Source organism: Streptococcus sinensis (assembly GCF_000767835.1).
Taxonomy (GTDB): Bacteria; Bacillota; Bacilli; order Lactobacillales; family Streptococcaceae; genus Streptococcus; species Streptococcus sinensis.
In genome coordinates this window covers 17,254-41,499 of the sequence record NZ_JPEN01000109.1, presented here as the reverse complement: position 1 = coordinate 41,499, position 24,246 = coordinate 17,254, and the positions used below count along the sequence as shown (strand labels likewise).

Below are 24,246 nucleotides of genomic sequence, written 5' to 3'. Positions count from 1 at the left end.
GCTGAAAAAATAGAAAATTAACGTTAATTAAATTTGTGAAAAGCCTGTAAATATGCTATAATAGTAATATTCTAAAGAAAGAGGGTGTAATTGTGGGATTTACAGATGAAACTGTACGTTTTAATCTTGATGATTCAAATAAAAAAGAAATTAGCGAGACTTTGACCGATGTCTACAAGTCGCTCAATGACAAAGGATACAATCCAATCAATCAAATCGTAGGCTACGTACTGAGTGGCGATCCTGCTTATGTGCCTCGTTATAATAATGCTCGGAATCAGATTCGTAAATATGAACGAGATGAAATCGTAGAAGAATTAGTGCGTTATTATCTGAAAGGGCAAGGCATCGACCTCTGATGAGAATTATGGGACTGGATGTCGGCTCAAAAACGGTGGGTGTTGCGATTAGTGATCCACTCGGTTTTACTGCTCAGGGACTTGAAATTATTCAGATTAATGAGGAAAAGGAGCAGTTTGGTTTTGAGCGTTTGACGGAACTTGTCGAGCAATACAAGGTGGATAAGTTTGTAATTGGTTTGCCAAAAAATATGAATAATACCAGCGGTCCGCGAGTGGATGCTAGTAGAGCCTATGGTGAAAAAATTGCAAAGCTTTTTCAAATCCCGGTAGACTATCAGGATGAGCGTCTGACGACGGTAGCGGCGGAGCGCATGCTGATTGAGCAGGCAGATATTAGCCGCAGCAAGCGAAAAAAAGTGATTGATAAGTTGGCTGCTCAGCTGATTTTACAGAATTATTTGGATCGAAACTTTTAGAAAGAACTGAGGAAATAGTAGTATGGCGCATGATCATAACCATGACCACGAACATGAAGAACGTGAGTTAATCACACTGGTAGATGAGCAAGGAAATGAAACCTTGTTTGAAATTCTCCTGACCATTGATGGCAAGGAAGAATTTGGTAAGAACTATGTTCTTTTGATTCCAGCCAATGCTGAAGAAGATGAGAATGGCGAGGTAGAAATCCAAGCCTATTCATTCACAGAAAATGAAGATGGAACAGAAGGGGATCTCCAACCAATCCCAGAAGACTCTGATGCAGAGTGGGATATGATTGAAGAAGTCTTCAACAGTTTTATGGAGGAGTAAAAAGGTTCGAGGGACCTTTTTGATCTGTGAAAGATATTTCTGTTAAAATTTAAGCTGAAATGCAAAGAATAGAAAATAAGGGAGAAGCGAGTTGCGATTCACATTTGAAGTCTGCTTCGCTTCTCTTTTTATATAGGTGAAAAAATGAATGAAATTGAAGAATGGCTGAACAGCCGTATTGGTCTAAACTTTCGCTCAGGTCTTGATCGGATGCGGCGAGCAGTAGATTTATTAGGGAATCCTAAACGAGCTTACCCAGTCATTCATGTAACGGGAACCAACGGCAAGGGGTCGACAATTGCCTTTCTGCGGAATCTTTTTACAGATCAGGGAAAGAAAGTAGGTAGTTTTACATCGCCGCATATGGTCAGCATTCATGACCGTATCTGTATCAATGGCCTTCCGATTTCAGATGCTGATTTTATCCGCTTGGGGCGGCAGATTCAGGAGATGGAAATAGAATTGGTCAGGAGCCATGATCAGCTATCCTATTTTGAAATTTTAACCTTGCTAGCCTTTCTTTATTTCAGGGAGGAGAGGGTTGATCTGGCTTTAGTCGAAGTTGGGATTGGCGGGCTTTTGGATACAACCAACGTGCTGGATGGCCAAGTTGCAGTAGTGACATCAGTGGGGTTGGATCATCAGGAGACGCTGGGGCAGACGCTTACAGCTATTGCTGAGCAGAAGGCTGGAATTTTCAAGAAAGGTTGTTCTGCAGTCATTGGTCCCTTGCCGGAAGAAGCTCGGCTGGTCTGTGAACAGCGAGCAGCAGCCTTGGGCTTAGATTTTTATGAATATGGCAAAGATTTTTCTTTTTCCAACGGCTCATTTAAAAATGGAGACCTTCTCTTATCGCATGTAGTCTTGGGTCTGCAAGGTGCTTATCAGGAAGAAAATGCAGCTCTGGCCTTGCAAGCTTTTCTACTTTTTATGAAACAAAGGGGCTGGGAGATTGATTTTTCAGTTCTTCCTTCTTCTTTGCGGGAGACTCATTGGGCGGGTCGTCTAGAGGAGATTAGTCCGGGGATTTATTTGGACGGTGCCCATAATTTGCCAGCTCTGACTCGTTTGGTGGAGTTTATCAAGGAACAGAAGGGGAAGAAATGCAATCTTCTTTTTGGTGCTTTGAAGCGCAAGGATTACAGCGGTATGCTGGCCTATTTGCAAGAGGCTTTGCCGGAAGTTCAGGTGACAGTGACTAGCTTTGCCTATGGAGAATCCGTAGGACAAGGAGAAGCTGCGAACTTTGATTATGTAGCAGAACACAGAGAATTTATAGAGAGTTTTAAGCGGGAGCAAGCTGCTGACCAGCTCCTTTTTATCACAGGATCGCTTTATTTTATTGCTGAGGTTCGAGCCTATCTTAATCGTGTATAAGTTGACCTTGGGAAGACCTGTTTGGTAAAATGGAAGTGGAACGAAGAAAGGAGAAACGATATGAAGTTTTCGAAACAAATAGTTCTTTCAGCCTTTACGGCTATGACTGTTTTTGTATTGGTGGCTTGTGGAAATTCTGGTCCGAATCAATCAAAGCAATCCTCTCAATCTCAAGCGAGTTCCTCTGTTCCTCAGTCATCTGAGACGGTATCCTCAAATAGCAAGGCAAACAGTAGCGCAAATAGTAGTAGTTCAGAGGCTTCTACTTCCAGTCAAACTGCTGTCGGTGACTTAGATGGAGTCTATAAGGCGACTCATGAAGGAGATTCCCTGACCCTAGAAATCTCTGGAAATAAAGGGACGCTGACAAAAATCGAACGCGATGGTGATCAGGAAATTAAGCAGGTGCAGATTGATCCGACTAATCAAACCATGATCGTTGGGAACGACGTTAAGCGCTATCGATTAGAGGATAATCAACTAACTCTGGAAGATTTGTCGCAGGAAAATGATGATGATGACACAATTGTCTTTACAAAAGAATAAAAATTGATAGGAAGGTCCTGTTAAAAGGGGCCTTTTCATTTTTAGCAGAGTGAAGATTGTGTTAATCTTCATTTACTGTTATACTAGAATATATGTAAAAGGATGGGAGCGGGAATGAATTTCAGAAAATTTCGTTTGTTAATGTCCAAGTATGGGTTCAGTATTATTATTATGCTGCTGGAATTGATTCTGGTGTTTGTGGCTTTTTTCTATTTTAGTCAGCTTGTTCCCAATTGGTTATCAGCGCTTGTGATTATTTTTCTGTATATTGGAACGATTTTAGCGATTGTCAATCGCAATATGCCGCCAGAAAGCAAGGTAACTTGGCTGTTAATCGCAGTTGTGCCGATTTTTGGCTTCCTGCTTTATCTGATGTTTGGAGAGCGGCATTTGTCCAAAAAGGAAGTCCAGCAACTAGAAAATATGGACTCGGTGAAGTTTCGAGAAGATAATAGCTATGATTTGCGGGTAGAGCTCAAGCAGGAGAATAAATCGGCTTTTGGGATTGTGAAATCTCTTTTGAGTATGGACCATAATGCAGATGTCTATGATGGGACAGCCTCGCAGTATTTCGCTACAGGTGAGGAGATGTTTACGGCCATGCTGGCTGATTTACGGTCAGCCAAGAAGTTCATTTTTCTGGAGTTTTATATCATTGATGAAGGCTTGATGTGGAATCGTGTGCTGGATATTTTGCTTGAAAAGGTCAAGCAAGGTGTTGAGGTTAAGCTGCTTTATGATGATATTGGCTGTATGGCGACTCTTCCTGGTGATTATACTCAAAAATTACGCAACCTAGGAATTGATGCCCATAAGTTTAACAAAGTGATTCCGCGGATGACGGTAGCCTATAATAATCGTGACCACCGCAAGATTTTGGTGGTTGATGGGCAAGTTGGCTATACGGGTGGCATTAATCTAGCGGACGAGTATATCAATCATATCGTTCGTTTCGGTCATTGGAAAGATGGCGGTATTCGCTTGGAAGGTCAAGCGGTGAAGGCTTTGACGCGTCTTTTCTTGATGAACTGGTACATCAATCGTGGGGAAATTACGGATTTTGACCGTTACCATTTTGATAGCCAGCGGGTTGAAGGCAAGGGGCTCTATATTCCGTATGGCAGCGGGCCTAAGCCGATTTATAAGGAACAGGTGGGGAAAGCTGTCTACCAGAATATCATCAATCAAGCCATCGATTATGTCTATATCACAACCCCTTATTTGATTATCGACTACGATTTGACAGAGGATATCAAGAATGCAGCCATGAGAGGGGTGGATGTGCGCATTGTGACACCATTCATTCCTGATAAGAAGCTGATTCAGATTGTTACGCGCGGAGCCTATCCAGATTTAATGGAGGCTGGTGTTAAGATTTATGAGTATACGCCAGGCTTTATCCATAGCAAGCATGTTGTTTCAGATGATGAGCTGGCCGTGGTGGGAACGATTAATTTTGATTATCGCAGTCTGATTCACCATTATGAGAATGCTGTATTGATGTATCAAACGGAGACGATTTCGGTTATTAAGCAGGATTTTGAAGAAATGTTTGAAATTTGCGAAGAAATCTTGCCTGAGAACATGAACCATTCTTGGTATAAACGCTTAGTGAAAGAAATTATGCAGTTGTTTGCACCAATGTTGTAAATGAAAGATCTGAGATTCATTCAGGTCTTTTTTTGTCTCTTTTCCGAATAGTAAAAATAAAGGAAAGATTTCATGACGTTGCTGGAGATACTGTATGCAGGCCAAGAGATTTATGAAAGGAGGGCGTATCAGCGTTTTCGAGATTTAGAAAGAACAGCTCAAAAGAGTAAAAAGCAAAAAGGAATGCAGGATAAGGCTGACAGAAAGGAAGCTTTTTGATATACTATATAGGACTGATATCAAGGAGAAGCTTTTTATGCATGATATAAATGAACAACAGAATCTGGAAATTCCTGAAATGAAGACAGAAATTTCTGAAGCAAATGTAGAAGTCTCAGAGCAGGAAGGAACTCAGCGCTTTCGTAAGAAAATGAGTCCTGTTCCGCTTTTTAAAGTGCTTTCTTGGAGTATTCTTGTTAGTCTGTTCAGTGTTGTCAATCCGCTTTTGACGAATTTAGCTACAAACTTACAATCTCAGAATCTCTATGCCGGCTGGGCTATGGTACAGGGCCAAACGATTTATTCCCATATCTATGGAACTAGTGGTTTGCTCTACTATCTTATTAATTGGGCTGGCAGTATGGCCTTTGGTCAAATCTTGTTTTTGATTTTTCAAGTCCTTGCCCTTGTTTTAGCGGGAGTCTATTTATTTAAAACGATTTCCTACATTACCACAAACTCCAGTCTTGCGCAAAACCTGCTGCCCTTGTTTTACTTGTTGACAGCGACGCTTGGATTTGGTGGTCTCTACTCCAGTATTTTTGTTTTTCCTTTTGTATTTTGGAGCATGTACTTTTTGGTGCGTTATGTACAAAATGCGGTGAAAGATGAAGTTTTCATTTTATATGGTGCTGTAGGAGCCTTATCTTTCCTTGTCGAACCAATGCTGAGTATAGTCTTTTATACCCTAGCAGCTCTAGTTCTGTTTGCGTATAATATTGCATCCAAGCGCAAAGCAAGGGGGCTTTATCAATGTTTAGCTGTCCTGCTTGGTTTTTCTCTGCTCTTTTATCCTTTAGGATATTACACGGTGTGGAATGGCTCTTTTGGGGTAGCCATTAGTCAGGTTACCTATGCCATTGATGCTTTTAAATTGACGGGCAGCCAGCTGCCGAGTAATGCTCTCTATTATGGTCTGCTGACGATTGGGCTAGGCTTTGTAACAGCTTTCGTTTTGGGCTTTCAATTTAAAAAAGAAGCTGCAGTTGTTCGTCTTATGCGTATTCTCAGTTTATTTGGTTTTCTGACCGTCTTCATTGGAGCGCTGGGCTTGCCTGAACAGGGGGCTTACCAATTACTCCCGGCTTTGCCATTTGTTATTATCTTGTTTGCCCTATGGTTTAACAAAAATGGGGAAACTAGCGTAGAAAACGAAGGGAGACGCCGTCGTGAACGGCACAAGACATCGGTTTGGAATCGTTATTTTTCAAAACAGGTCTTTTTGCCTCTTGTGGCGATGATTTACTTGATTGGCTTTCCTCTTGTACAGGAGTATATTCTGTCTAATGGTGTTTCTGGCGAAAGAGCGATGGCTGCTCGGTACATCCGGGAGAATAGTTCCGCCAAAGACACGATTTATGCTTGGGATAGTACAGCTAGTCTCTATCAACAGAGCCAGCGTCTGTCTGCTGTTTCAATTCTGACTCCGTCCCTTTACACAGGAACAGAGGAAAATCAGATTTATTTGCGAAATACCCTAAATCAAGTTGAACCAAAATTTATTTTAGTAAATAATCATATTCAACTTCTGCCTGATGTAGATACAAAAATTTCTAAAAACTATAAAGAAACAAACCTTAAACTCAGTCACTTCAAGCTTTATCAGCTCCAATAATAAAAACAATATGTTGTGTGTAAAATAAAAAAACGACATTTTCACCACAACATATTGATTTTTTATTTTGGAGTGATATAATGTTTGGTAGATGACTTATTAAGAAGAGGAAGTGTTCGTGATGATTTTAAGAGAAACAAAATTTGATATAGCCCCAACCATCTATGTTGAAAAACGGGATGGCCGGAGAGTAAATTTTGATGTCAGTAAGATTTACAAGGCCATGGTGCGGGCAGCTCAAGACATTGGCCCCATGACGCCTATGCTGGAAGCTAAACTGGAAACCATCACGGACCGTGTTGTGGCAGAAATCAGCAGTCGCTTCGCTAAGTATGTCAAAATCTATGAAATTCAGAATATCGTTGAACATGAGCTTTTGAATGCAAAGGAATATGCCATCGCGGAGAACTACATCACTTACCGCACCCAACGGGATTTTGAGCGCTCAAAAGCGACAGACATTAATTTTAGCATTGACAAGCTTCTCAACAAAGATCGTACGGTAGTCAACGAGAATGCCAATAAAGACAGTGATGTTTTCAATACTCAACGGGATTTAACAGCTGGGATTGTCGGCAAGTCCATCGGCCTTAAGATGCTGCCGCCTCATGTGGCCAACGCCCACCAGAAGGGGGACATCCACTACCATGATTTGGACTACAGCCCTTATACACCGATGACTAATTGCTGTCTGATTGACTTTGACGGCATGCTGAAAAATGGCTTCAAGATTGGCAATGCAGAGGTAGAAAGTCCCAAGTCTATCCAGACTGCGACGGCGCAAATCTCACAGATTATTGCCAATGTAGCTTCCAGCCAGTACGGCGGTTGTTCGGCCGATCGGATTGACGAAGTCTTGGCGCCCTATGCTGAGCTTAATTATCAAAAGCATCTCAAGGATGCGGAGCAATGGGTTTTGCCGGATAAGCAGGAAGAGTACGCCTGGGCGAAGACCAAGAAGGACATCTACGATGCCATGCAGTCGCTGGAGTATGAGATCAATACTCTCTTTACCTCTAACGGTCAGACTCCTTTTACCTCGCTGGGCTTTGGTCTGGGAACCAATCGTTTTGAGCGGGAAATTCAGAAGGCCATTCTCAATATCCGTATCAAGGGACTAGGAAGCGAGCACCGCACAGCAATTTTCCCTAAGCTGATTTTCACCCTTAAGCGTGGGCTCAATCTCGAGCCGGGAACGCCTAACTACGACATCAAAGAACTGGCTCTGGAGTGTGCCACTAAGCGCATGTATCCAGATGTGCTTTCCTATGACAAGATTATCGACTTGACTGGATCGTTCAAGGTACCGATGGGCTGCCGTTCTTTCCTACAAGGCTGGAAGGATGAAAATGGTCAGGAAGTCAACTCTGGCCGTATGAATCTGGGTGTCGTTACTGTCAATCTGCCGCGGATTGCGCTTGAATCCGAGGGGGATTTGGATAAATTCTGGGAACTCTTTAACGAGCGGATGAATATTGCTGAGGACGCTTTGGTCTACCGAGTGGAGCGGACCAAAGAAGCCAGTCCAGCCAATGCACCGATTCTTTATCAGTATGGGGCTTTTGGCCAACGTCTGGGCAAGTATGATCAGGTGGATCAGCTCTTTACTCACCGTCGTGCAACGGTCTCCCTAGGCTATATCGGTCTGTATGAAGTAGCAGCAGTCTTTTACGGCGGTAATTGGGGGACAAAACCAGAAGCCAAGGACTTTACGATTGCCATTGTCAAAGATATGAAGCGTAGGGTGGAAGAGTGGTCAGATCAGTATGACTATCATTTCTCTGTTTACTCGACACCATCTGAAAGTCTGACCGACCGTTTCTGCCGTTTGGATACAGAGAAGTTTGGGGTTGTTCCGGATATTACTGACAAGGAATACTATACTAACTCCTTCCACTACGATGTGCGCAAGAATCCGACGCCTTTTGAAAAGCTGGACTTTGAGAAGATTTATCCTGAAGTGGGTGCTTCTGGTGGCTTTATCCACTACTGTGAATACCCTGTTCTGCAGCAAAATCCGAAGGCACTGGAAGCTGTCTGGGACTATGCCTATGACCGGGTTGGCTATTTGGGCACCAATACACCGATTGATCGCTGTTATAAGTGCGGCTTTGAGGGAGACTTCACGCCGACCGAGCGGGGCTTCACCTGTCCAAACTGTGGCAACAGCGATCCCAAAACGGTCGATGTGGTTAAGCGGACCTGCGGTTACTTAGGAAATCCGCAAGCCCGTCCAATGGTCAACGGCCGACACAAAGAAATATCAGCTCGGGTCAAGCACATGAATGGCTCGACCATCAAGTACGAAGGAAATTAAGATGGGAAAGTATCAATTGGACGACAAAGGAAAGGCTCAGGTGCAGCGTTTCCATGAAAAGCATTCGCAGGGCGGTAGCGGCAAAAAAGAGCGGTTAGCTAAACTGCGCCAGCAATTTTTAGAAAAGAACAAGAAACAATAGAAGTCAGAGTGGGGCGCAAGGCGGTCTCACTCTCTTCGTATCAGGAGGAAGTATGGAACTGAGACGACCGAAGCTAGAAGACAAGGAAAAGATTTTAGAGATGCTGGCTGACTTTGAAGCAGCTGGTAGCCGACAGGACGGCTTCTTTGGCGGAGCAGATTTTGTCTATGAGGATTGGCTGGAGACGATTCAGCTAGCTGAGGCAGGTCTAGGCTTGCCGCAAGGTTTTGTGCCTTACATCCAACTAATCTCTTTTGCTACGGATGGTCAGGCTGTGGGCTTTCTCAATCTGCGCTTGCGGCTCAATGACCATTTGCTCCAAGAAGGCGGGCATATTGGCTATAGTATCCGTCCCTCTGCGCGTGGACAAGGATTTGCCAAAGAGCAGCTGCGACAAGGCTTGCAAGTAGCCAAAAGTAAAAATATAAAACGAGCTTTGGTGACCTGCGATTGTGATAATGCTGCCAGTCGAGCAGTGATTCTGGCTAATGGCGGAGTATTAGAGGATGTTCGAGGCGGTAAAGAGCGTTACTGGATTGATATCAATTAAGGAGGGAGCATGGAGCTTAGACGACCAACTTTAGAAGATAAAGACGCGATTTTAGAAATGATTGCTGAGTTCGATGCTGCAAAATCCTATATGCACGGTGGCATGGGTGCTACTTGGAAACGAGCAAAGGGTTATGAAGATTGGTTACGAATGGTAGAGCAGCAGGAGGATGCTGCCAAGCTGCCAGCAGGTTGGGTTCCTGCAATCCAATTTTTATCCTTTGATGAGACCGGCTTGCCTCTGGGTTTTTTAGCTTTACGCCTGTCCTTAAATGACAAATTATTTGTGGAGGGTGGGCATATTGGCTATTCTATCCGGCCCAGTCAACGCAGAAAGGGATTGGCTAAGTTGCAGCTAGAGCTAGGACTAGCAGAGGCTCGACAGCAAGGATTGGAACGAGTACTGATTACCTGCGATGAAGACAACGAAGCCAGCCGATGCACAATTCTTTCTGCTGGCGGTGTTTACGAAAATACAATTGACAGAAGTCAGCGTTACTGGATAAGTTTGGAGGATAAAGATGAACAATCCTAAACCCCAAGAATGGAAAAGTGAGGAGTTGAGTAAGGGGCGAATCATTGACTATAAGGCCTTTAACTTTGTAGATGGTGAAGGCGTCCGCAACTCCCTCTATGTCAGTGGCTGTATGTTTCACTGTGAGGGCTGTTATAATGCAGCAACTTGGTCTTTCAATGCTGGCATTCCTTATACCCAAGAGCTGGAGGAGCAGATTATGAAAGACTTGGCGGAGCCCTATGTGCAGGGGCTGACTCTCCTAGGCGGTGAACCTTTTCTCAATACAGGTATCCTCCTGCCCTTGGTCAAGCGGATTCGGCGTGAGCTGCCGGACAAGGACATCTGGTCCTGGACGGGCTATACCTGGGAGGAGATGATGCTGGAAACGGAGGATAAGCTGGAGCTACTGAGTCTGATTGACATCTTGGTGGACGGCCGTTTTGATATCACAAAGAAGAATCTCATGTTGCAGTTCCGCGGTTCTTCTAATCAGCGCATCATTGATGTGCAGAAGTCACTTCGGGCAGGTGAGGTAGTCATCTGGGACAAGCTCAATGACGGGCTGCAGGCCTATGAACAAGTTGACCGAGACAAACTAGTGTAATGAATAAAGTGTAACCAATGGGTTTAGTATTTTATCCTTATTAGAAATCAAAAAAGTGTAGATTCATACCGCTAGCAATTCAAAGCGCTATTTTTGACGAAAGAATTACTTTTTTTAAGTCAATATCCAAGACTAGCAGAGTAATGATCGTCGCTATTTTTATACATATTTCCGAAACGAGCGGTGCCTATTTTAAGGCATCGTTTTCTTATTTTGATTTTAAAAAGGGCATCTATTTTAGATTTAAAATTGTTCACAAAAAAGTAGAAACTTTTTACAATTATGTAATATTCTTAAGAATTTCTTAAAAAAGGGGGACTTTTGTGATATAATAAACTAGAGTAATTTCACATAGAAGGTAGTTAACGGTAATGTCTCATAAAAGAAGGATCTCGTCAAAGAACACAAAACGTTTTAGAATTCTGAACAGTGCACTCTTGGGTGTCTATGCTTTGTTAGCAGCCCTGCTAATTTTTACGATTATTCGCTACAATTTATTGGCTTTCCGATATTTGAATATTGTCGCCATTTTTTTCATTCTGCTGGTAGCAGTCGCATCGGCCTTTCTTATCTTTAAAAATAAGGCGCGTGTTACTACCAGCATTGTTCTTATTCTGGCTCTGTTTGCGGGATCCATATCTATGTATGCTTTCAAGGAAGTCATGGATTTATCGAGTGGTTTGAATTCTACTTCTAATTATTCAGAATATGAAATGAGCATTGCTGTTCTGGCAGACAGTGAAATTACAGATGTTAAGGATTTAACAAATGTTTTAGCTCCGACGGGGACAGATGCTGACAACATCAATGCGCTGACACAGAATGTAGCTCAACTAAAAAAAGTTGACTTGACAGTTGACACAGCAACATCTTACTTAGCTGCCTATCGGTCTCTGACAAACGGGGAAGCAAAGGCCATTGTTTTGAATAGTGTGTTTGAGGATACGCTTCGCAGTGAGGATCCAGACTACGCTTCCAAGATTAAGAAAATATATTCTTATAAATTAACTAAAAAGATTGAAACAGCCATAGGGAAACAAGATCCAAATGCGGATGTCTTCAATATTTATGTTAGTGGAATTGATACGTACGGGCCGATTTCATCTGTGTCTCGTTCCGACGTAAATATCATTATGACAGTCAATCGTAAGACTAAGAAAGTCTTGTTGACGACAACACCACGGGATGCCTATGTGCCAATCGCAGACGGCGGTCTCAACCAATCTGACAAATTAACCCATGCTGGGATCTACGGTGTTGATGCTTCCGTTCACACCCTAGAAAATCTTTATGGGATCGACATCAATTATTATGTTCGTCTCAATTTCACCTCTTTCTTGAAATTAATCGACTTACTTGGTGGAATTGATGTTTATAATGATCAGGAATTTACAAGTCTCCATGGGAATTACCACTTTGCTGTTGGTAATGTTCATTTGGACTCAGAGCAAGCACTTGGTTTTGTTCGGGAACGATATTCCCTTAGCGGTGGCGATAACGATCGCGGAAAAAATCAAGAAAAAGTCATTGCGGCCATTATCCAGAAATTAACGTCAACAGACGCCTTGAGAAATTACAATGGTATTATCTCTGGTCTGCAGGATTCTGTGCAAACGGACATGGGCCTTGAAACCATGGTTAACTTAGTGAATACACAGCTAGAATCTGGTGGTAGCTATAATGTAGTTTCCCAAGCCCTAACAGGAAATGGAACGACTGGCTTGCCATCTCATGCCATGCCAGATGCCAGTCTTTATATGATGGAAATTGATCAAAATAGCTTGAATGCGGCTAAAGCAGCCATTCAAGATACTATGGAAGGAAAGTAAAACATGATTGATATTCATTCTCACATTGTTTTTGATGTTGATGATGGTCCGAATACGATTGAAGATAGCAGAGCTTTGCTAGAAGAAAGCTATCGCCAAGGAGTGAGGACGATTGTTTCAACTTCTCATCGCAGAAAAGGAATGTTTGAGACTCCGGAAGAAAAGATTGCAGCAAACTTCAAGCAAGTACAGGAGTTGGCTAAGGAAATTGCAGATGATTTGACGATTCTTTACGGAGCAGAAATTTATTATACAAGTGATATCCTAGAAAAGTTAGAGCAGGGGCGAATTCCCAAATTAGGGGGGACGACTTACGCTTTGATTGAGTTTAGTATGAATACTCCTTATAAGGAGATTCACTCAGCTTTGAGCAATGTTTTGCGTCTGGGTCTGACTCCGGTAGTTGCTCATATTGAGCGTTACCATTGCTTAGAGAATGATGAGAAAAGAGTCCGTGATTTGATAAATATGGGTTGTTATATGCAGATTAACAGCTCCAGTGTTCTGAAGCCAAAATTGTTTGGTGACAAATATAAATTTATGAAAAAACGAGCTCAATTCTTTCTTGAACATGATTTGGTGCATTTTGTAGCGAGTGATATGCATAATTTGGCTTCCCGTCCACCATATCTAAAAGAAGCCTATGATATCATTGCTAAGAAATACGGAGAATCATATGCAGAACGAATATTTAGAAAAAATCAAGAAATTCTGTTAAGTGATGAGTTTATTTAATTTGCGGAGCGGTTCCTCGCATTGGTAAACCATCAATCTTAATTTAGGAGAAAAATAGGAAAATGAATCAAGAAAATCAAATGGTTGAAATTGACGTCTTGTCCTTGTTGAAAACAGTCTGGAAAAGGAAGTTTCTGATTGTTTTGACAGCTTTAGTAATGGCTATTTTAGCATTGGGTTACAGTGTGTTTTTAGCGAAACCTTCTTATCAGAGCACGACACGGATTTATGTTGTCAATCGTCAGCAATCTGACAACAATGCTTTGACAAATCAAGATTTGCAAGCAGGGGCTTATCTGGTAAAAGACTATAAAGAAATCATTTTATCACAAGACGTTTTAGCGAGCGTGATTTCAGAGCTAAATCTGCCAACGACACCGGCTGGACTGTCGGCAAAAGTGACTGTTGCAGTACCGACCGACACACGGATTGTATCAATCACGGTAGCGGATGGGAATCCGAACGAGGCTAGCCGCATAGCCAATACGCTTCGCGAAGTGGCTGCAGAAAAAATCATTGCGGTTACTAAAGTGTCAGATGTTACAACCTTGGAAGAAGCGGAAGTACCTAAAGAGCCATCTTCACCAAATATCCGCCGCAATGTGTTGCTTGGTTTCCTTGCGGGAGGCGTTGTGATGGTTGTAGTTGTACTGTTGGTAGATATTCTAGACGACCGAGTGAAGAGGCCAGAAGATATTGAAGAAGTGATGGGCTTGACCTTGCTTGGAGTTGTACCTGACATGAGTAAACTGAAATAAGGAGATAGTATGCCGAGATTAGAATTATCAAGAAGCAGAAAAGCTTCTATTGAGAAGACAGAAGAGTATTACAACGCCCTTCGTACCAATATCCAGTTGAGCGGGGACAACCTCAAAATTATTGCCTTGACCTCTGTTCAGCCAAATGAAGGAAAGTCAACGACTTCAACAAATCTGGCCATTGCCTTTGCCAGAGCTGGTTATAAAACTATTTTGATCGATGCGGATATCCGAAATTCAGTCATGTCTGGGGTCTTCAAATCAAAAGAGAAAATAACTGGTTTGACAGACTATTTGGCAGGAAAAACGGACCTTTCCCAAGGTTTGTGTGAAACGGATGTAGAAAATCTCTTTGTCATTGAGTCTGGACAAACCTCTCCTAATCCAACTGCGCTTCTTCAGGGCAAAAACTTTGACTCTATGATGAATGTTTTACGCAAATATTATGATTATATTATTGTCGATACACCGCCGATCGGTCTTGTTATCGATGCAGCCATCATTGCACAAAAATGTGATGCTTCTCTCCTGGTCACAGAGGCAGGAGCTGTCAAACGCAAGCTGGTTCAAAAGGCTAAAGAACAGCTGGAACAAACAGACACACCATTCCTAGGGGTTATTTTAAATAAATACAACGTGGCTATGGATAAATATGGCTCATACGGAATCTATGGTGCGTACGGCAATTACGGGAACTATGGGACGAAAAAAGAGAAATAGACTATAGGAGTTGCTATGTTTGAGAAACAGAAAGAAATTCAGAAATTGGGAATAGCAGTAATCCAGCTGTTGGTGGTTATACTGGTGGCTATTTTAGTGAGCTTTATTTCAAATTCTGATTTGACTCGATCAAGCATTTTTATATTGGCTCTGCTTCATATGGCTGTGTTTTATATCAGCGATTTCTATAATCATTTCTTACAAAGGGGTTATCTTATAGAAATGATTCAGACACTCAAATATAGCGCCTTTTATATTTTTGCCATAACATTTTCTTCATTTATGATGGAAGAACGTTTTTCTATCTCTCGTAGAGGATTGATATATTTTATTGTATTAAATGCTTTATTTATATATAGTACAAATGTCTTGGTTAAAAAATATTATTCTTCTGTTTATCCCAAATCAAAAAATAGCAAAAAACTTTTCATTATAACAATAAAATCTCGTTTAAACCGAATCCTAACTCAGTTTGAGCAAGCACAGGATTTTGTTGGAGAAATAGTGGCAATCACAGTTGTAGATGACCCGTTCTTTGAAAGTCAGGAGTTTAATGTCGTAGCTGAAAAAGATATGATCGAATACGCGACTCGCGCAGTTGTTGATGAGGTATTTGTTAATGTCCCAAGTGAATTGTACAAGTTGGACAAACTGGTCTCACAATTTGAACATATGGGAATTGATACGACTATTAATATCAATGCCTTGGACTTCCCAACCAATAGTGAGAAAAAGGTTCGGAAAGTTGCAGGCTTCAATGTAATAACTTTTTCAACGAAGTTTTACAGTTATCACCACGTTTTATTAAAGAGACTTTTGGATATTATCGGTTCTCTTTTTGGCCTTATTTTTTGTGGGCTTGCAGCAATTTTCTTAGTGCCTCAGATAAAAAAAGATGGTGGTCCTGCTATTTTTGCTCAAGATCGAGTTGGGAAAAATGGTCGTATTTTTAAGTTTTATAAATTCCGCTCAATGTACATAGATGCTGAGGAACGAAAAAAAGAATTGATGGCTCAAAATACGATGACAGGCGGAATGTTTAAGATGGATAACGATCCACGCGTTACACCTATTGGTCGCTTTATCCGTAAGACCAGCCTAGATGAGCTTCCACAATTTTGGAATGTTCTTAAAGGTGATATGAGCTTAGTTGGTACGCGCCCACCAACTGTTGATGAGTACGAAAAATACACACCAGAACAGAAAAAACGCCTCAGTTTTAAACCGGGCATTACAGGTTTATGGCAAGTCAGTGGTCGTAGTGGAATCACGGATTTTGATGATGTCGTAAAATTGGATGTGTCTTATATTGATGACTGGACCATTTGGTCTGATATTAAAATTTTGCTAAAGACTGTCAAGGTCGTGCTAATGAAAGATGGAGCGAAGTGATTCAATTAGTTTCAGATTGCTAGGAGAAAAATGAAAAAGTCAGTTTATATCATAGGTTCAAAAGGAATCCCTGCTAAGTATGGGGGCTTTGAGACCTTTGTTGAGAAATTAACAGAACATCAGAAAGACATTAACATACAATACTATGTAGCTTGTATGCGTGAAAATTCTGCAAAGTCAGGACTGACAGCAGATACATTTGAGTACAACGGTGCTATTTGTTACAACATCGATGTGCCTAATATTGGTCCATCTAGAGCCATTGCCTATGATATAGCTGCTGTGAATAGAGCGATTGAAATAGCCAAGGAAAATAAGGATGAAGCTCCAATTTTCTACATTCTAGCTTGCCGTATCGGCCCTTTTATAGCTAGACTTAAGAAAAAGATTCAAGCTATCGGAGGCAGCTTGTTTGTCAATCCAGATGGGCATGAGTGGCTTCGGGCTAAATGGAGCTTGCCAGTTCGGAAGTATTGGAAGTTTTCAGAACAGCTGATGGTCAAACATGCAGATTTACTAATCTGCGATAGTAAGAATATTGAGAAATATATTCAAGCTGACTATAAAAAGTATCAACCTAAAACGACTTATATCGCCTATGGAACAGATACAAGTAGGTCTACGTTGCAATCTAGAGACGAAAAGGTTCGTAGCTGGTATCAGGAAAAAAACATAACTGAAAATGGATATTATTTAGTGGTGGGACGGTTTGTACCTGAGAACAACTATGAAGCCATGATTCGTGAATTTATGAAGTCTAATTCTAAAAAAGACTTTGTTCTCATTACAAATGTGGAACAAAACAAGTTTTATGATCAGTTGCTCAAGGATACAGGTTTCGATAAAGACCTGAGAGTTAAATTTGTTGGAACTGTCTATGACCAAGAATTGCTCAAATACATCCGAGAGAATGCTTTTGCCTATTTCCATGGCCATGAAGTCGGTGGAACCAATCCGTCGCTTCTTGAAGCTTTAGCATCAACTAAGCTTAATTTATTACTAGATGTTGGCTTTAATCGTGAAGTGGGTGAAGATGGAGCGATTTATTGGAAAAAAGATGAGCTAGCGCATGTAATCGAAGAAGTGGAACGATTTGATGAAGATGCTATTTTGGAATTAGACGAAAAGTCTAGTCAACGAATTGAGGATGCATTTACGTGGGAAAAGATAGTGGCGGATTATGAGGAAGTATTCAAGAGGGAGAAGTAATGACAGTCAAATTAAAATATGACAAATCGGATATTATTTTTCTTAATGATGAAGGTTTGAAGAAATATCAAGCGGAACTGCTTAAAATGATTTCAGATATCTTTAAATTCTTTGATAAGCAGGGGATTAGCTACTCCTTGAGTGGTGGGAGTATTTTAGGTGCGATTCGTCATAAGGGCTTTATTCCATGGGATGATGATGTGGATATCAATATTCCTCGTGAAAGCTATGATAAGCTTGTTTCTCTTTTAAATACCTGCAAAGATTTTAGTAATTATTATTATCTTCAATCACCAAATAGTCACCCTGAACTTGGGCTCCATGTTTCTCAAATTCGTAAGAAGGGAACAGTAGCTCGTAGAAAGTATGATTATGCTGCGGATGAGTGTGGAATTTCAGTAGATTTATATATTGTGGAAAATGTCTTCGATAATCCAGTAAAACGCTTCTTTCAAGGATATACGAGTATGTTTTTGACCTTTGCTTTGGCTTCAGTTCGTGAGACAAAAAATCATGCCTTAATGAAAGAAATGTTTCGTCTTGAAGGAAGAAAGCTTAATTATTCAGCGGGTAAATTAATGGTAGGCTGGTTCTTTGGAATTATTCCTATTAAAAAGTGGTTAAGCTGGTTAGATAAATGCAATTCAAGTTGTAAGGATTCAAATACCAAATATGTCTCGATACCGACAGGTCGAAAACATTTTAGACGAGAGACGTACTTACGAGAAAACATGAATGTCTATAAGAAAGTCCCCTTCGAGACAGAAATGGTTAATATTCCTGTTTGGTCAGAAGAATATTTAGAAATGTTTTACGGGAAAGATTATATGGTTGTTCCTTCTGAAGATAAGAGAGAACAACACTTGTTTTTAGAGCTCAAATATGAAGGAGAATAAATGAAGATTGCAATTTTAACAGCATCGGGAATTGGTAGTCGTATTGGTCAAGATATTCCAAAACAATTCATTCATGTTGAAAATAAACCAATCATTATCTACACTCTTGAAAAATTTCAAAATCACCCAGAAATTGATGAAATTTGTATTGTGATTCTAAAAGGTTGGGAGCAGATGGTTAAAGCCTATGCAGAACAATTTGGGATTACAAAACTTAAACTAATTACTTTGGGAGGTAAGTCCGGTCAAGAGTCTATCTATAATGGTTTGAAAGCAGTCAAAGAAGCTCACCCGAATGAAGATGTTACTGTTTTAATCCACGATGGCAACCGTCCTTTGGTAAGTAGTGAGATTATTAGTGACTCCTTAGCGACTTACCAACAATTTGGGAATGCTGTAGCTGCTATTCCGACAACAGAAGTTGTCTTTGTTTTAGATGAGCCACGTTCTACATCATCTATTGAAGCATTGAATCGTGATTTGTTGCTTCGTACACAAACACCTCATGTTTATCAACTTGATGTCATTCTGGCGCTGCACAAAAAGGCTTTAGAGAACGGCATTACAGATGTCGCAGCTTCTTGTCAGTTGATGCAATTATTTGGCAAGAGGAGTTACTTCTCACTTGGATCTGAGAAAAACCTTAAGATTACAACTGTTGAAGATTTAGATATTTTTAAAGCCTTGTTAAGTTCGACACGTGATAACTGGATTAAATAATCATGGTACTATTATCAAATTATTTCTATAAAAGTGATGTCAAAGAGTCATTGTCAACAATTGTTAATGTAGCTGATTTGAAAGAGAAATCAATCCTAATAACAGGTGGGTCAGGCTTAATTGGTTCTTCTATTGTTGATCAGCTCTTACTTTTAAATGATCTAAGAAATTTTAATATTAAAATATATTGTTGTGGTCGTAATCTTAGCTATTTAAAAGAGCGCTTTGGTGCAGAAACAAGCTTCTTAAAATTTGTAGCTTATGATGCAGCAGTGATTCCAGATTTTGATTTTGATATTGATTTTATTATTCATGCGGCAAGTCCAGCAAGTCCAGAGTTGTATGTCAATCAGCCAGTAGAAACAATGACTAGTAATTTTTTAGGGATGTACAATCTCTTGTCTTATGCCAAGAATGCTGGGGTTTCTAAGGTGCTTTATGTGTCATCCAGTGAAGTTTATGGACTGAGTTCGAGTGATCAACCTTTAGAGGAAAACTATATCGGGCTAGTTGACCATCTTAATGTTCGTTCTTCTTATGCTAATTCTAAGCGAGCGACAGAAACTCTTTGTGAAAGCTTTGTGTCGGAATATGCTTTGAACATTACTATTGTACGTCCAGGGCATATTTATGGGCCAAGTGCTAAAGTAACAGATAACCGTGTTTCTTCATTCTTTATGAATGAGGCTATTGCTGGTCGTGATATTGTTATGAAGAGTACAGGGAGTCAGTTAAGATCCTATTGTTATAGTTTGGATTGTGCCAGTGCTATTTTAAGTGTTCTCCTTTCGGGTAAGTCAGGGCAGGCTTATAATATTTCCAATCCAAATTCAATTATTACTATAAAACAGATGGCTGAAATTATTGCTCGAGTTGGCAATGTGAAACTCATCATGGATATTCCTAGTAAGCAAGATCTTAAGCAGGCTAATCCCATGCAGAATGCCAGTCTTAAGAGTGATAAGATCGAAAGTCTAGGATGGAAAGGATTATTTGATGCTAAGGTTGGATTTGGGAATACTTATAGGATTTTAAAGGAGTTCACTAGTGCAAACAAGTAAGATACTAATCATGATGGCGACCTATAATGGTGAAAAATATCTTCGTGAGCAGTTAGATAGTATTATAAATCAAACCGTAACCGATTGGGAATTGATTATACGTGATGATAATTCGTTAGATCAGACTGTTGATATTGTTAAAGAGTATATAGCTAGAGATAGACGTATCCAATTGATTCAAAACGACTCAGAATTCCATGGAGCTTATTACAATTTCTTTGGTCTAATCAATGCTGTGCGAGCGCAAGAAAAAGCTTACGATTTCTATATGTTTGCAGATCAAGATGATATCTGGGATAGAGATAAACTAGAACTTTTACAAAATTTTTATCATGAAGTTCATGCACAAGGACCAACCATGATTTATGCAGATATGAGAATTATTGATAGTTATGGGGAAGAAACTTCTTCAAGTATGGATCAATTAATGGGGATTAGTTATACTAATCCAATAACGGCTTACATGGCACATAAAGTGTACGGTTGTAATACTTTTTTTAATCATGACTTATTTTCAATACTTCCTCGAATCTCAAATGATGCAGCTGAGCTAGCTTACTTATCACACGATAATTTTACAACTAAAGTAGCTGCCTTAAAGGGTAATGTTTATTTTTATTCTGAAACAGTCATGGGATATAGACGTTATGGAAGTAATGTTACTAGCAAGCATGAATACAATTTCAAAATGAGCCGTATTATAAAAAGATTGTCTAAAGTAAATGATTTGGCCAAAGATCATGCCTCGACCTATAAACAAACTTTAGCCACTATTAATCTGCTGAAAGAAGAGAAACTGACAGATCATCAAGCTACATTCATAAAGACTGTTGAGAAGATTATCAGAAAAGGTGGACTATATGCTCTATTTTATGCTAATAAGGAAAAAGTAGATTGGGGGAAGCCGGTAAAGAATATCAGTCGTCGATTTATTCTATTGTCAGGTCTTTATAAAAAATATTTATAGGAACAATCTTTTTATAATAATGAGACGGGGGTGGAGAAATATTATGAAGAAAATTTTTTATGTATTAAATATTGATTGGAATTGGATTAAACAAAGGCCGCAATTTTTAGCTGAAGGTTTGTCAAAGTTGAATAATGTCTTAGTTGCTTATCGGTATAAATATAATCGAAAGAACTTAACTATAGATAAAAATATAAACAAGGTACACTTATCTCGCATATATACAATTCCATTTATAAATAACAAAAAAATGGCAAAAATTAATGAGAGACTATTTCAGTTCGCTATTTCTTCAAAAATTAATAAATTTAAACCAGATTATATCTATTTTACTAATCCAAGCCAATATGAGGGACTTCATTTACAACAAAATGTTAAGATTATCTATGATTGTATGGACTACCATCATGCTTTTATTGAGGATGAAAAAGAGCGTAAAAAATTGCAGTCTTTTGAAAAAAAATTAGTTCATGATGCAGACTTAATAATAGTATCAAGTGAAAAATTGAAAGAAAACTTGATATTAGAATACTCGTTAGAAGTTGAAAACGATAAAATTAAAATCATTAGAAATGGCTATGATGGAAAAATATTAGAAACGGCACAGTATGGACAGAAGGGGGAGAAATTTATTATAACTTATGTAGGAACTATTAGTCATTGGTTTGACTTCGATATTATACTAAAAAGCCTAGAGGATTTCGTTAATATTGAATTTCAAATTGTTGGTCCAATTAGTAAGACACAAGTAGTGAATGATGAAAGAATTCATTATTTAGGAAGTGTCCCACATGAAAGTTTAGAAAATATTGTTAAAGAATCTTCGTTATTAATAATGCCTTTTAAGGTTAACGAGATTGTAGAAGCAGTTGACCCTGTAAAGTTATATGAATATATTAATTTCAATAAAAATATACTTAGCGTTAAATATAAGGAGATTGAAAGGTTTGAAGACTTTGTATATTTTTATACAAACTATGAAGAATTCAAGGAGAATTTAGAACGACTTCTTAAAAATAATACATTAAAATATAGTGACGAAGATAGAAGACGCTTTTTAAAAGAGAATTCTTGGGAGAAGCGAGTTGAAGCGATAGAAGAATTGCTAAATAATTTATAATATGGTGGAGAATGGGATGAGACGTGAGAAATACGGCGTTATTGAATTGATTTATTACTTTTTGGTAATGTTATCGGTAGGTTTGTTTTTAATATTTCCTATAAAGTTAGATACACTTAGAAATTTACTCACAGTAGGAGTTATTTTTTTACTTGTGTTATTTTTTCCAATATTAATTGCAAACGTTAAAAGATTTTCAAAATCTGCTTTTATGTATGCTCTCTTTGTCTTGATAAGTGTCCTATATGAACTGTATAGGGCGAGTAATATTTATAATTATTCTTTACTCGATATTTTTTTTGCTTCCAGGCAATATATATGGATTTTTTTATTTTTAGTAATTCTGTACCTTTTTAACAACACTGACAATAATATGTATAAAATTTTAAGAAATACATTAAATATTTTACTTTGTTCATTGGGACTTCGTACTATTTCATGGGGGTTATATACCTTTTTTAAAATAGAAATGTTTTCCTCTATACTGAGGGAGTACGGAGATTTATGGTATAGAAATGAGCATTCAATCAGAATTGACGGAACTCCACTAATCATTATTGGTATATTGATTGCTACTTTTTTATATATAAAAAAACGTGAAACAAGATATTTGTATTCACTGCTAGTAATTTTGGCATATATATTTTTTGTAAATCAGACAAGAGTTCTGGCATTTTCTATTGTGATCTCTATAGTTCTGATGTTTATATACTCTAAGGAATCTACTTTTAAGTTCTCAAAAATATTATTATTGGGATTAGCTCTTAGTTTTTTTGCACTTGGCGGAATTAATTATTTAACAAACCTGATTGATTCTAGTCTTATGTTACAAGATAGAGGATTGGGATATAGATATTGGGAATTGGATTATTATATCAATTTGCTTAAAAATGGAAATTGGGTAAATGGAGTGGGGGTTCTCACCTCTACTAATTTAAATAGTAGTTTCGTTTTATATGGGAATTGGATAACTAAAATGTATCTAGATGATCTTGGTTTTTTAGAACTATTTGTTCAATTTGGTTTGTTGTCTATTCCTATGTATCTTTATCCTTTGTTAAAATTAGTTTTCTTAATAAAGAAAATGTCAATAAAATGCTGTGATGTGGAGAAGGGGTTATTAGTAGGAATTTTAAGTAGTTTAGTACTGACTTCAATCTCCATGAATGTTTTTGGTATACAAAGAAGTTTTTCTTTAGCAATTATTCTTGCTATAATATTTTACTATGATTATAAATTGAAACATAATATAGAAAATCAGGTGTGCGATGGATAAGGTATGTATAGTTATTCTTAATTATAATAATTGTGAAGATACAATTGAATGTGTGCAGAGTCTGCGAAGTGCAATAAATTCGGAAAAGTACAAGATTGTGATTGTTGATAATGCCTCAACGAATGATAGTGTAAGTAAGTTAAATAATATATTGTCTCCTATAGAGATCATTGTAAGTTCAGAAAACAGAGGATACGCACATGGTAATAATATTGGAATAAAATATGCTGAACAGGCAGGATATGAGTATATTTGTATCCTAAATAATGACACTATAATTGATGCTGATTTTATAGAAACTTGTAAAAATGAACTAAAAAATAATTCTCAAGCGGCTTTTGTCAGTCCAGCATTAGTTGAGTATAAGGATAATAATTTAATCCAGTCAACTGGTGGAGATATCTTTATTAATAAAGGAATCGTAACTTTAAAGAATCATGGTGCTAGGAGGGTAGAGCTTCTTCCTAAAATTGAAAGCGACTATATTGGAGGCGCTTGTATCATGTTTCGGACCTCTATTTTGAAAAGTGTTGGATATATTCCTGAAAATTATTTCTTATTTTTTGAAGAAACAGAATGGTGCTATAAAGCACAAAAAATAGGCTATAAAAATATATGTTTGACTGATAGTTACATTTACCATAAAGGTTCGGTCTCAATTAAATCAGTTTCTGGCTTACAGGAATATCTAATGGCGAGAAATAGGGTTGTATTTGTTAGACGAAATATTGATAGTAGAATAAGATATTACTGTTTCTTGTTATATCTATTTTTACAACAAGGTTACCATTTTTTATTAAGAAAGAGTAATGCAAAAAAGAAAATAAAATATTATCTAGATGGAGTTTTTAATAGGGTCGATCCTTCTTATCCTTTTGTTATTGTGGAGAAAGAATGATTCATAGATGTTTGGTT

The 24,246-nt window shown here is 38.8% G+C and carries 25 protein-coding genes; all 25 read left to right on the top strand.

The window, feature by feature from the left end; genetic code table 11:
- The first annotated feature begins 92 nt into the window (after window positions 1–92).
- The 25 genes from SSIN_RS09325 to SSIN_RS09210 all read left to right on the top strand — a co-directional run bounded on the left by SSIN_RS09325 (window position 93) and on the right by SSIN_RS09210 (window position 24,229).
- A complete protein-coding gene (locus SSIN_RS09325; RefSeq protein WP_005592119.1) occupies window positions 93–359 on the top strand; it encodes an IreB family regulatory phosphoprotein in 267 nt (88 codons plus the stop codon).
- Window positions 359–778, top strand: a complete 420-nt coding sequence (gene ruvX / locus SSIN_RS09320) for a Holliday junction resolvase RuvX (RefSeq protein WP_037618291.1) — start codon at window positions 359–361, stop codon at window positions 776–778. The genes SSIN_RS09325 and ruvX overlap by 1 nt, the downstream gene beginning before the upstream one ends.
- 22 nt (window positions 779–800) lie before the next feature.
- Window positions 801–1,112, top strand: a complete 312-nt coding sequence (locus SSIN_RS09315; RefSeq protein WP_037618287.1) for a DUF1292 domain-containing protein — start codon at window positions 801–803, stop codon at window positions 1,110–1,112.
- Between the two features lie 144 nt (window positions 1,113–1,256).
- Window positions 1,257–2,489, top strand: coding sequence for a bifunctional folylpolyglutamate synthase/dihydrofolate synthase (locus tag SSIN_RS09310; RefSeq protein ID WP_037618285.1), 1,233 nt, complete (start codon window positions 1,257–1,259; stop codon window positions 2,487–2,489).
- Between the two features lie 60 nt (window positions 2,490–2,549).
- Complete coding sequence (locus SSIN_RS09305; RefSeq protein WP_037618283.1) at window positions 2,550–3,035, top strand: SP_0198 family lipoprotein; 486 nt, start codon at window positions 2,550–2,552, stop codon at window positions 3,033–3,035.
- A 114-nt stretch (window positions 3,036–3,149) separates the two neighbouring features.
- On the top strand, window positions 3,150–4,685 hold the full coding sequence (cls, locus tag SSIN_RS09300; protein WP_037618281.1) for a cardiolipin synthase: 1,536 nt from the start codon (window positions 3,150–3,152) through the stop codon (window positions 4,683–4,685).
- Window positions 4,686–4,941: 256 nt separating this feature from the next.
- Window positions 4,942–6,519: a heme transporter CcmD gene (locus SSIN_RS09295; RefSeq protein ID WP_037618278.1), complete on the top strand. Its 1,578-nt coding sequence runs from the start codon at window positions 4,942–4,944 to the stop codon at window positions 6,517–6,519.
- A gap of 121 nt (window positions 6,520–6,640) precedes the next feature.
- Window positions 6,641–8,836: an anaerobic ribonucleoside-triphosphate reductase gene (gene nrdD / locus SSIN_RS09290; protein ID WP_037618275.1), complete on the top strand. Its 2,196-nt coding sequence runs from the start codon at window positions 6,641–6,643 to the stop codon at window positions 8,834–8,836.
- A 1-nt stretch (window position 8,837) separates the two neighbouring features.
- On the top strand, window positions 8,838–8,978 hold the full coding sequence (locus SSIN_RS10625) for a hypothetical protein (protein ID WP_002894059.1): 141 nt from the start codon (window positions 8,838–8,840) through the stop codon (window positions 8,976–8,978).
- Between the two features lie 52 nt (window positions 8,979–9,030).
- A complete protein-coding gene (locus tag SSIN_RS09285; protein ID WP_037618272.1) occupies window positions 9,031–9,528 on the top strand; it encodes a GNAT family N-acetyltransferase in 498 nt (165 codons plus the stop codon).
- 9 nt (window positions 9,529–9,537) lie between these two features.
- Window positions 9,538–10,062 carry a GNAT family N-acetyltransferase gene (locus tag SSIN_RS09280; protein ID WP_037618269.1) on the top strand — a complete coding sequence of 175 codons (525 nt, stop codon included), beginning with the start codon at window positions 9,538–9,540 and terminating at the stop codon, window positions 10,060–10,062.
- On the top strand, window positions 10,049–10,648 hold the full coding sequence (gene nrdG, locus SSIN_RS09275; RefSeq protein WP_037618267.1) for an anaerobic ribonucleoside-triphosphate reductase activating protein: 600 nt from the start codon (window positions 10,049–10,051) through the stop codon (window positions 10,646–10,648). Before SSIN_RS09280 ends, nrdG begins: the two co-directional genes overlap by 14 nt.
- A gap of 371 nt (window positions 10,649–11,019) precedes the next feature.
- Window positions 11,020–12,477 carry an LCP family glycopolymer transferase CpsA gene (cpsA, locus tag SSIN_RS09270; protein WP_037618264.1) on the top strand — a complete coding sequence of 486 codons (1,458 nt, stop codon included), beginning with the start codon at window positions 11,020–11,022 and terminating at the stop codon, window positions 12,475–12,477.
- A 3-nt stretch (window positions 12,478–12,480) separates the two neighbouring features.
- Window positions 12,481–13,212, top strand: a complete 732-nt coding sequence (gene cps4B / locus SSIN_RS09265; protein ID WP_037618261.1) for a capsular polysaccharide biosynthesis protein Cps4B — start codon at window positions 12,481–12,483, stop codon at window positions 13,210–13,212.
- A 62-nt stretch (window positions 13,213–13,274) separates the two neighbouring features.
- Window positions 13,275–13,970, top strand: a complete 696-nt coding sequence (locus tag SSIN_RS09260) for a CspC family polysaccharide chain length determinant protein (protein ID WP_037618258.1) — start codon at window positions 13,275–13,277, stop codon at window positions 13,968–13,970.
- A 9-nt stretch (window positions 13,971–13,979) separates the two neighbouring features.
- Window positions 13,980–14,690, top strand: coding sequence for a tyrosine-protein kinase (locus SSIN_RS09255; RefSeq protein WP_037618256.1), 711 nt, complete (start codon window positions 13,980–13,982; stop codon window positions 14,688–14,690).
- Between the two features lie 15 nt (window positions 14,691–14,705).
- A complete protein-coding gene (locus SSIN_RS09250; RefSeq protein ID WP_037618253.1) occupies window positions 14,706–16,082 on the top strand; it encodes a sugar transferase in 1,377 nt (458 codons plus the stop codon).
- 30 nt (window positions 16,083–16,112) lie between these two features.
- Window positions 16,113–17,291: a beta 1-4 rhamnosyltransferase Cps2T gene (cps2T, locus tag SSIN_RS09245; protein ID WP_037618248.1), complete on the top strand. Its 1,179-nt coding sequence runs from the start codon at window positions 16,113–16,115 to the stop codon at window positions 17,289–17,291.
- On the top strand, window positions 17,291–18,187 hold the full coding sequence (locus SSIN_RS09240) for a LicD family protein (protein WP_037618244.1): 897 nt from the start codon (window positions 17,291–17,293) through the stop codon (window positions 18,185–18,187). The genes cps2T and SSIN_RS09240 overlap by 1 nt, the downstream gene beginning before the upstream one ends.
- Window positions 18,188–18,907: an IspD/TarI family cytidylyltransferase gene (locus tag SSIN_RS09235; protein WP_037618241.1), complete on the top strand. Its 720-nt coding sequence runs from the start codon at window positions 18,188–18,190 to the stop codon at window positions 18,905–18,907. It abuts the gene before it with no gap.
- 2 nt (window positions 18,908–18,909) lie between these two features.
- Window positions 18,910–19,968 (top strand): NAD-dependent epimerase/dehydratase family protein, encoded by a 1,059-nt coding sequence (locus SSIN_RS09230; RefSeq protein ID WP_037618239.1) that lies wholly within the window; start codon window positions 18,910–18,912, stop codon window positions 19,966–19,968.
- A gap of 10 nt (window positions 19,969–19,978) precedes the next feature.
- Complete coding sequence (locus tag SSIN_RS09225; protein WP_156956322.1) at window positions 19,979–20,935, top strand: glycosyltransferase family 2 protein; 957 nt, start codon at window positions 19,979–19,981, stop codon at window positions 20,933–20,935.
- 43 nt (window positions 20,936–20,978) lie between these two features.
- On the top strand, window positions 20,979–22,055 hold the full coding sequence (locus SSIN_RS09220) for a glycosyltransferase family protein (protein ID WP_037618237.1): 1,077 nt from the start codon (window positions 20,979–20,981) through the stop codon (window positions 22,053–22,055).
- Window positions 22,056–22,071: 16 nt separating this feature from the next.
- Window positions 22,072–23,331 (top strand): hypothetical protein, encoded by a 1,260-nt coding sequence (locus tag SSIN_RS09215; RefSeq protein WP_052076782.1) that lies wholly within the window; start codon window positions 22,072–22,074, stop codon window positions 23,329–23,331.
- Complete coding sequence (locus SSIN_RS09210) at window positions 23,324–24,229, top strand: glycosyltransferase family 2 protein (RefSeq protein ID WP_037618234.1); 906 nt, start codon at window positions 23,324–23,326, stop codon at window positions 24,227–24,229. Before SSIN_RS09215 ends, SSIN_RS09210 begins: the two co-directional genes overlap by 8 nt.
- Window positions 24,230–24,246 lie beyond the last annotated feature (17 nt).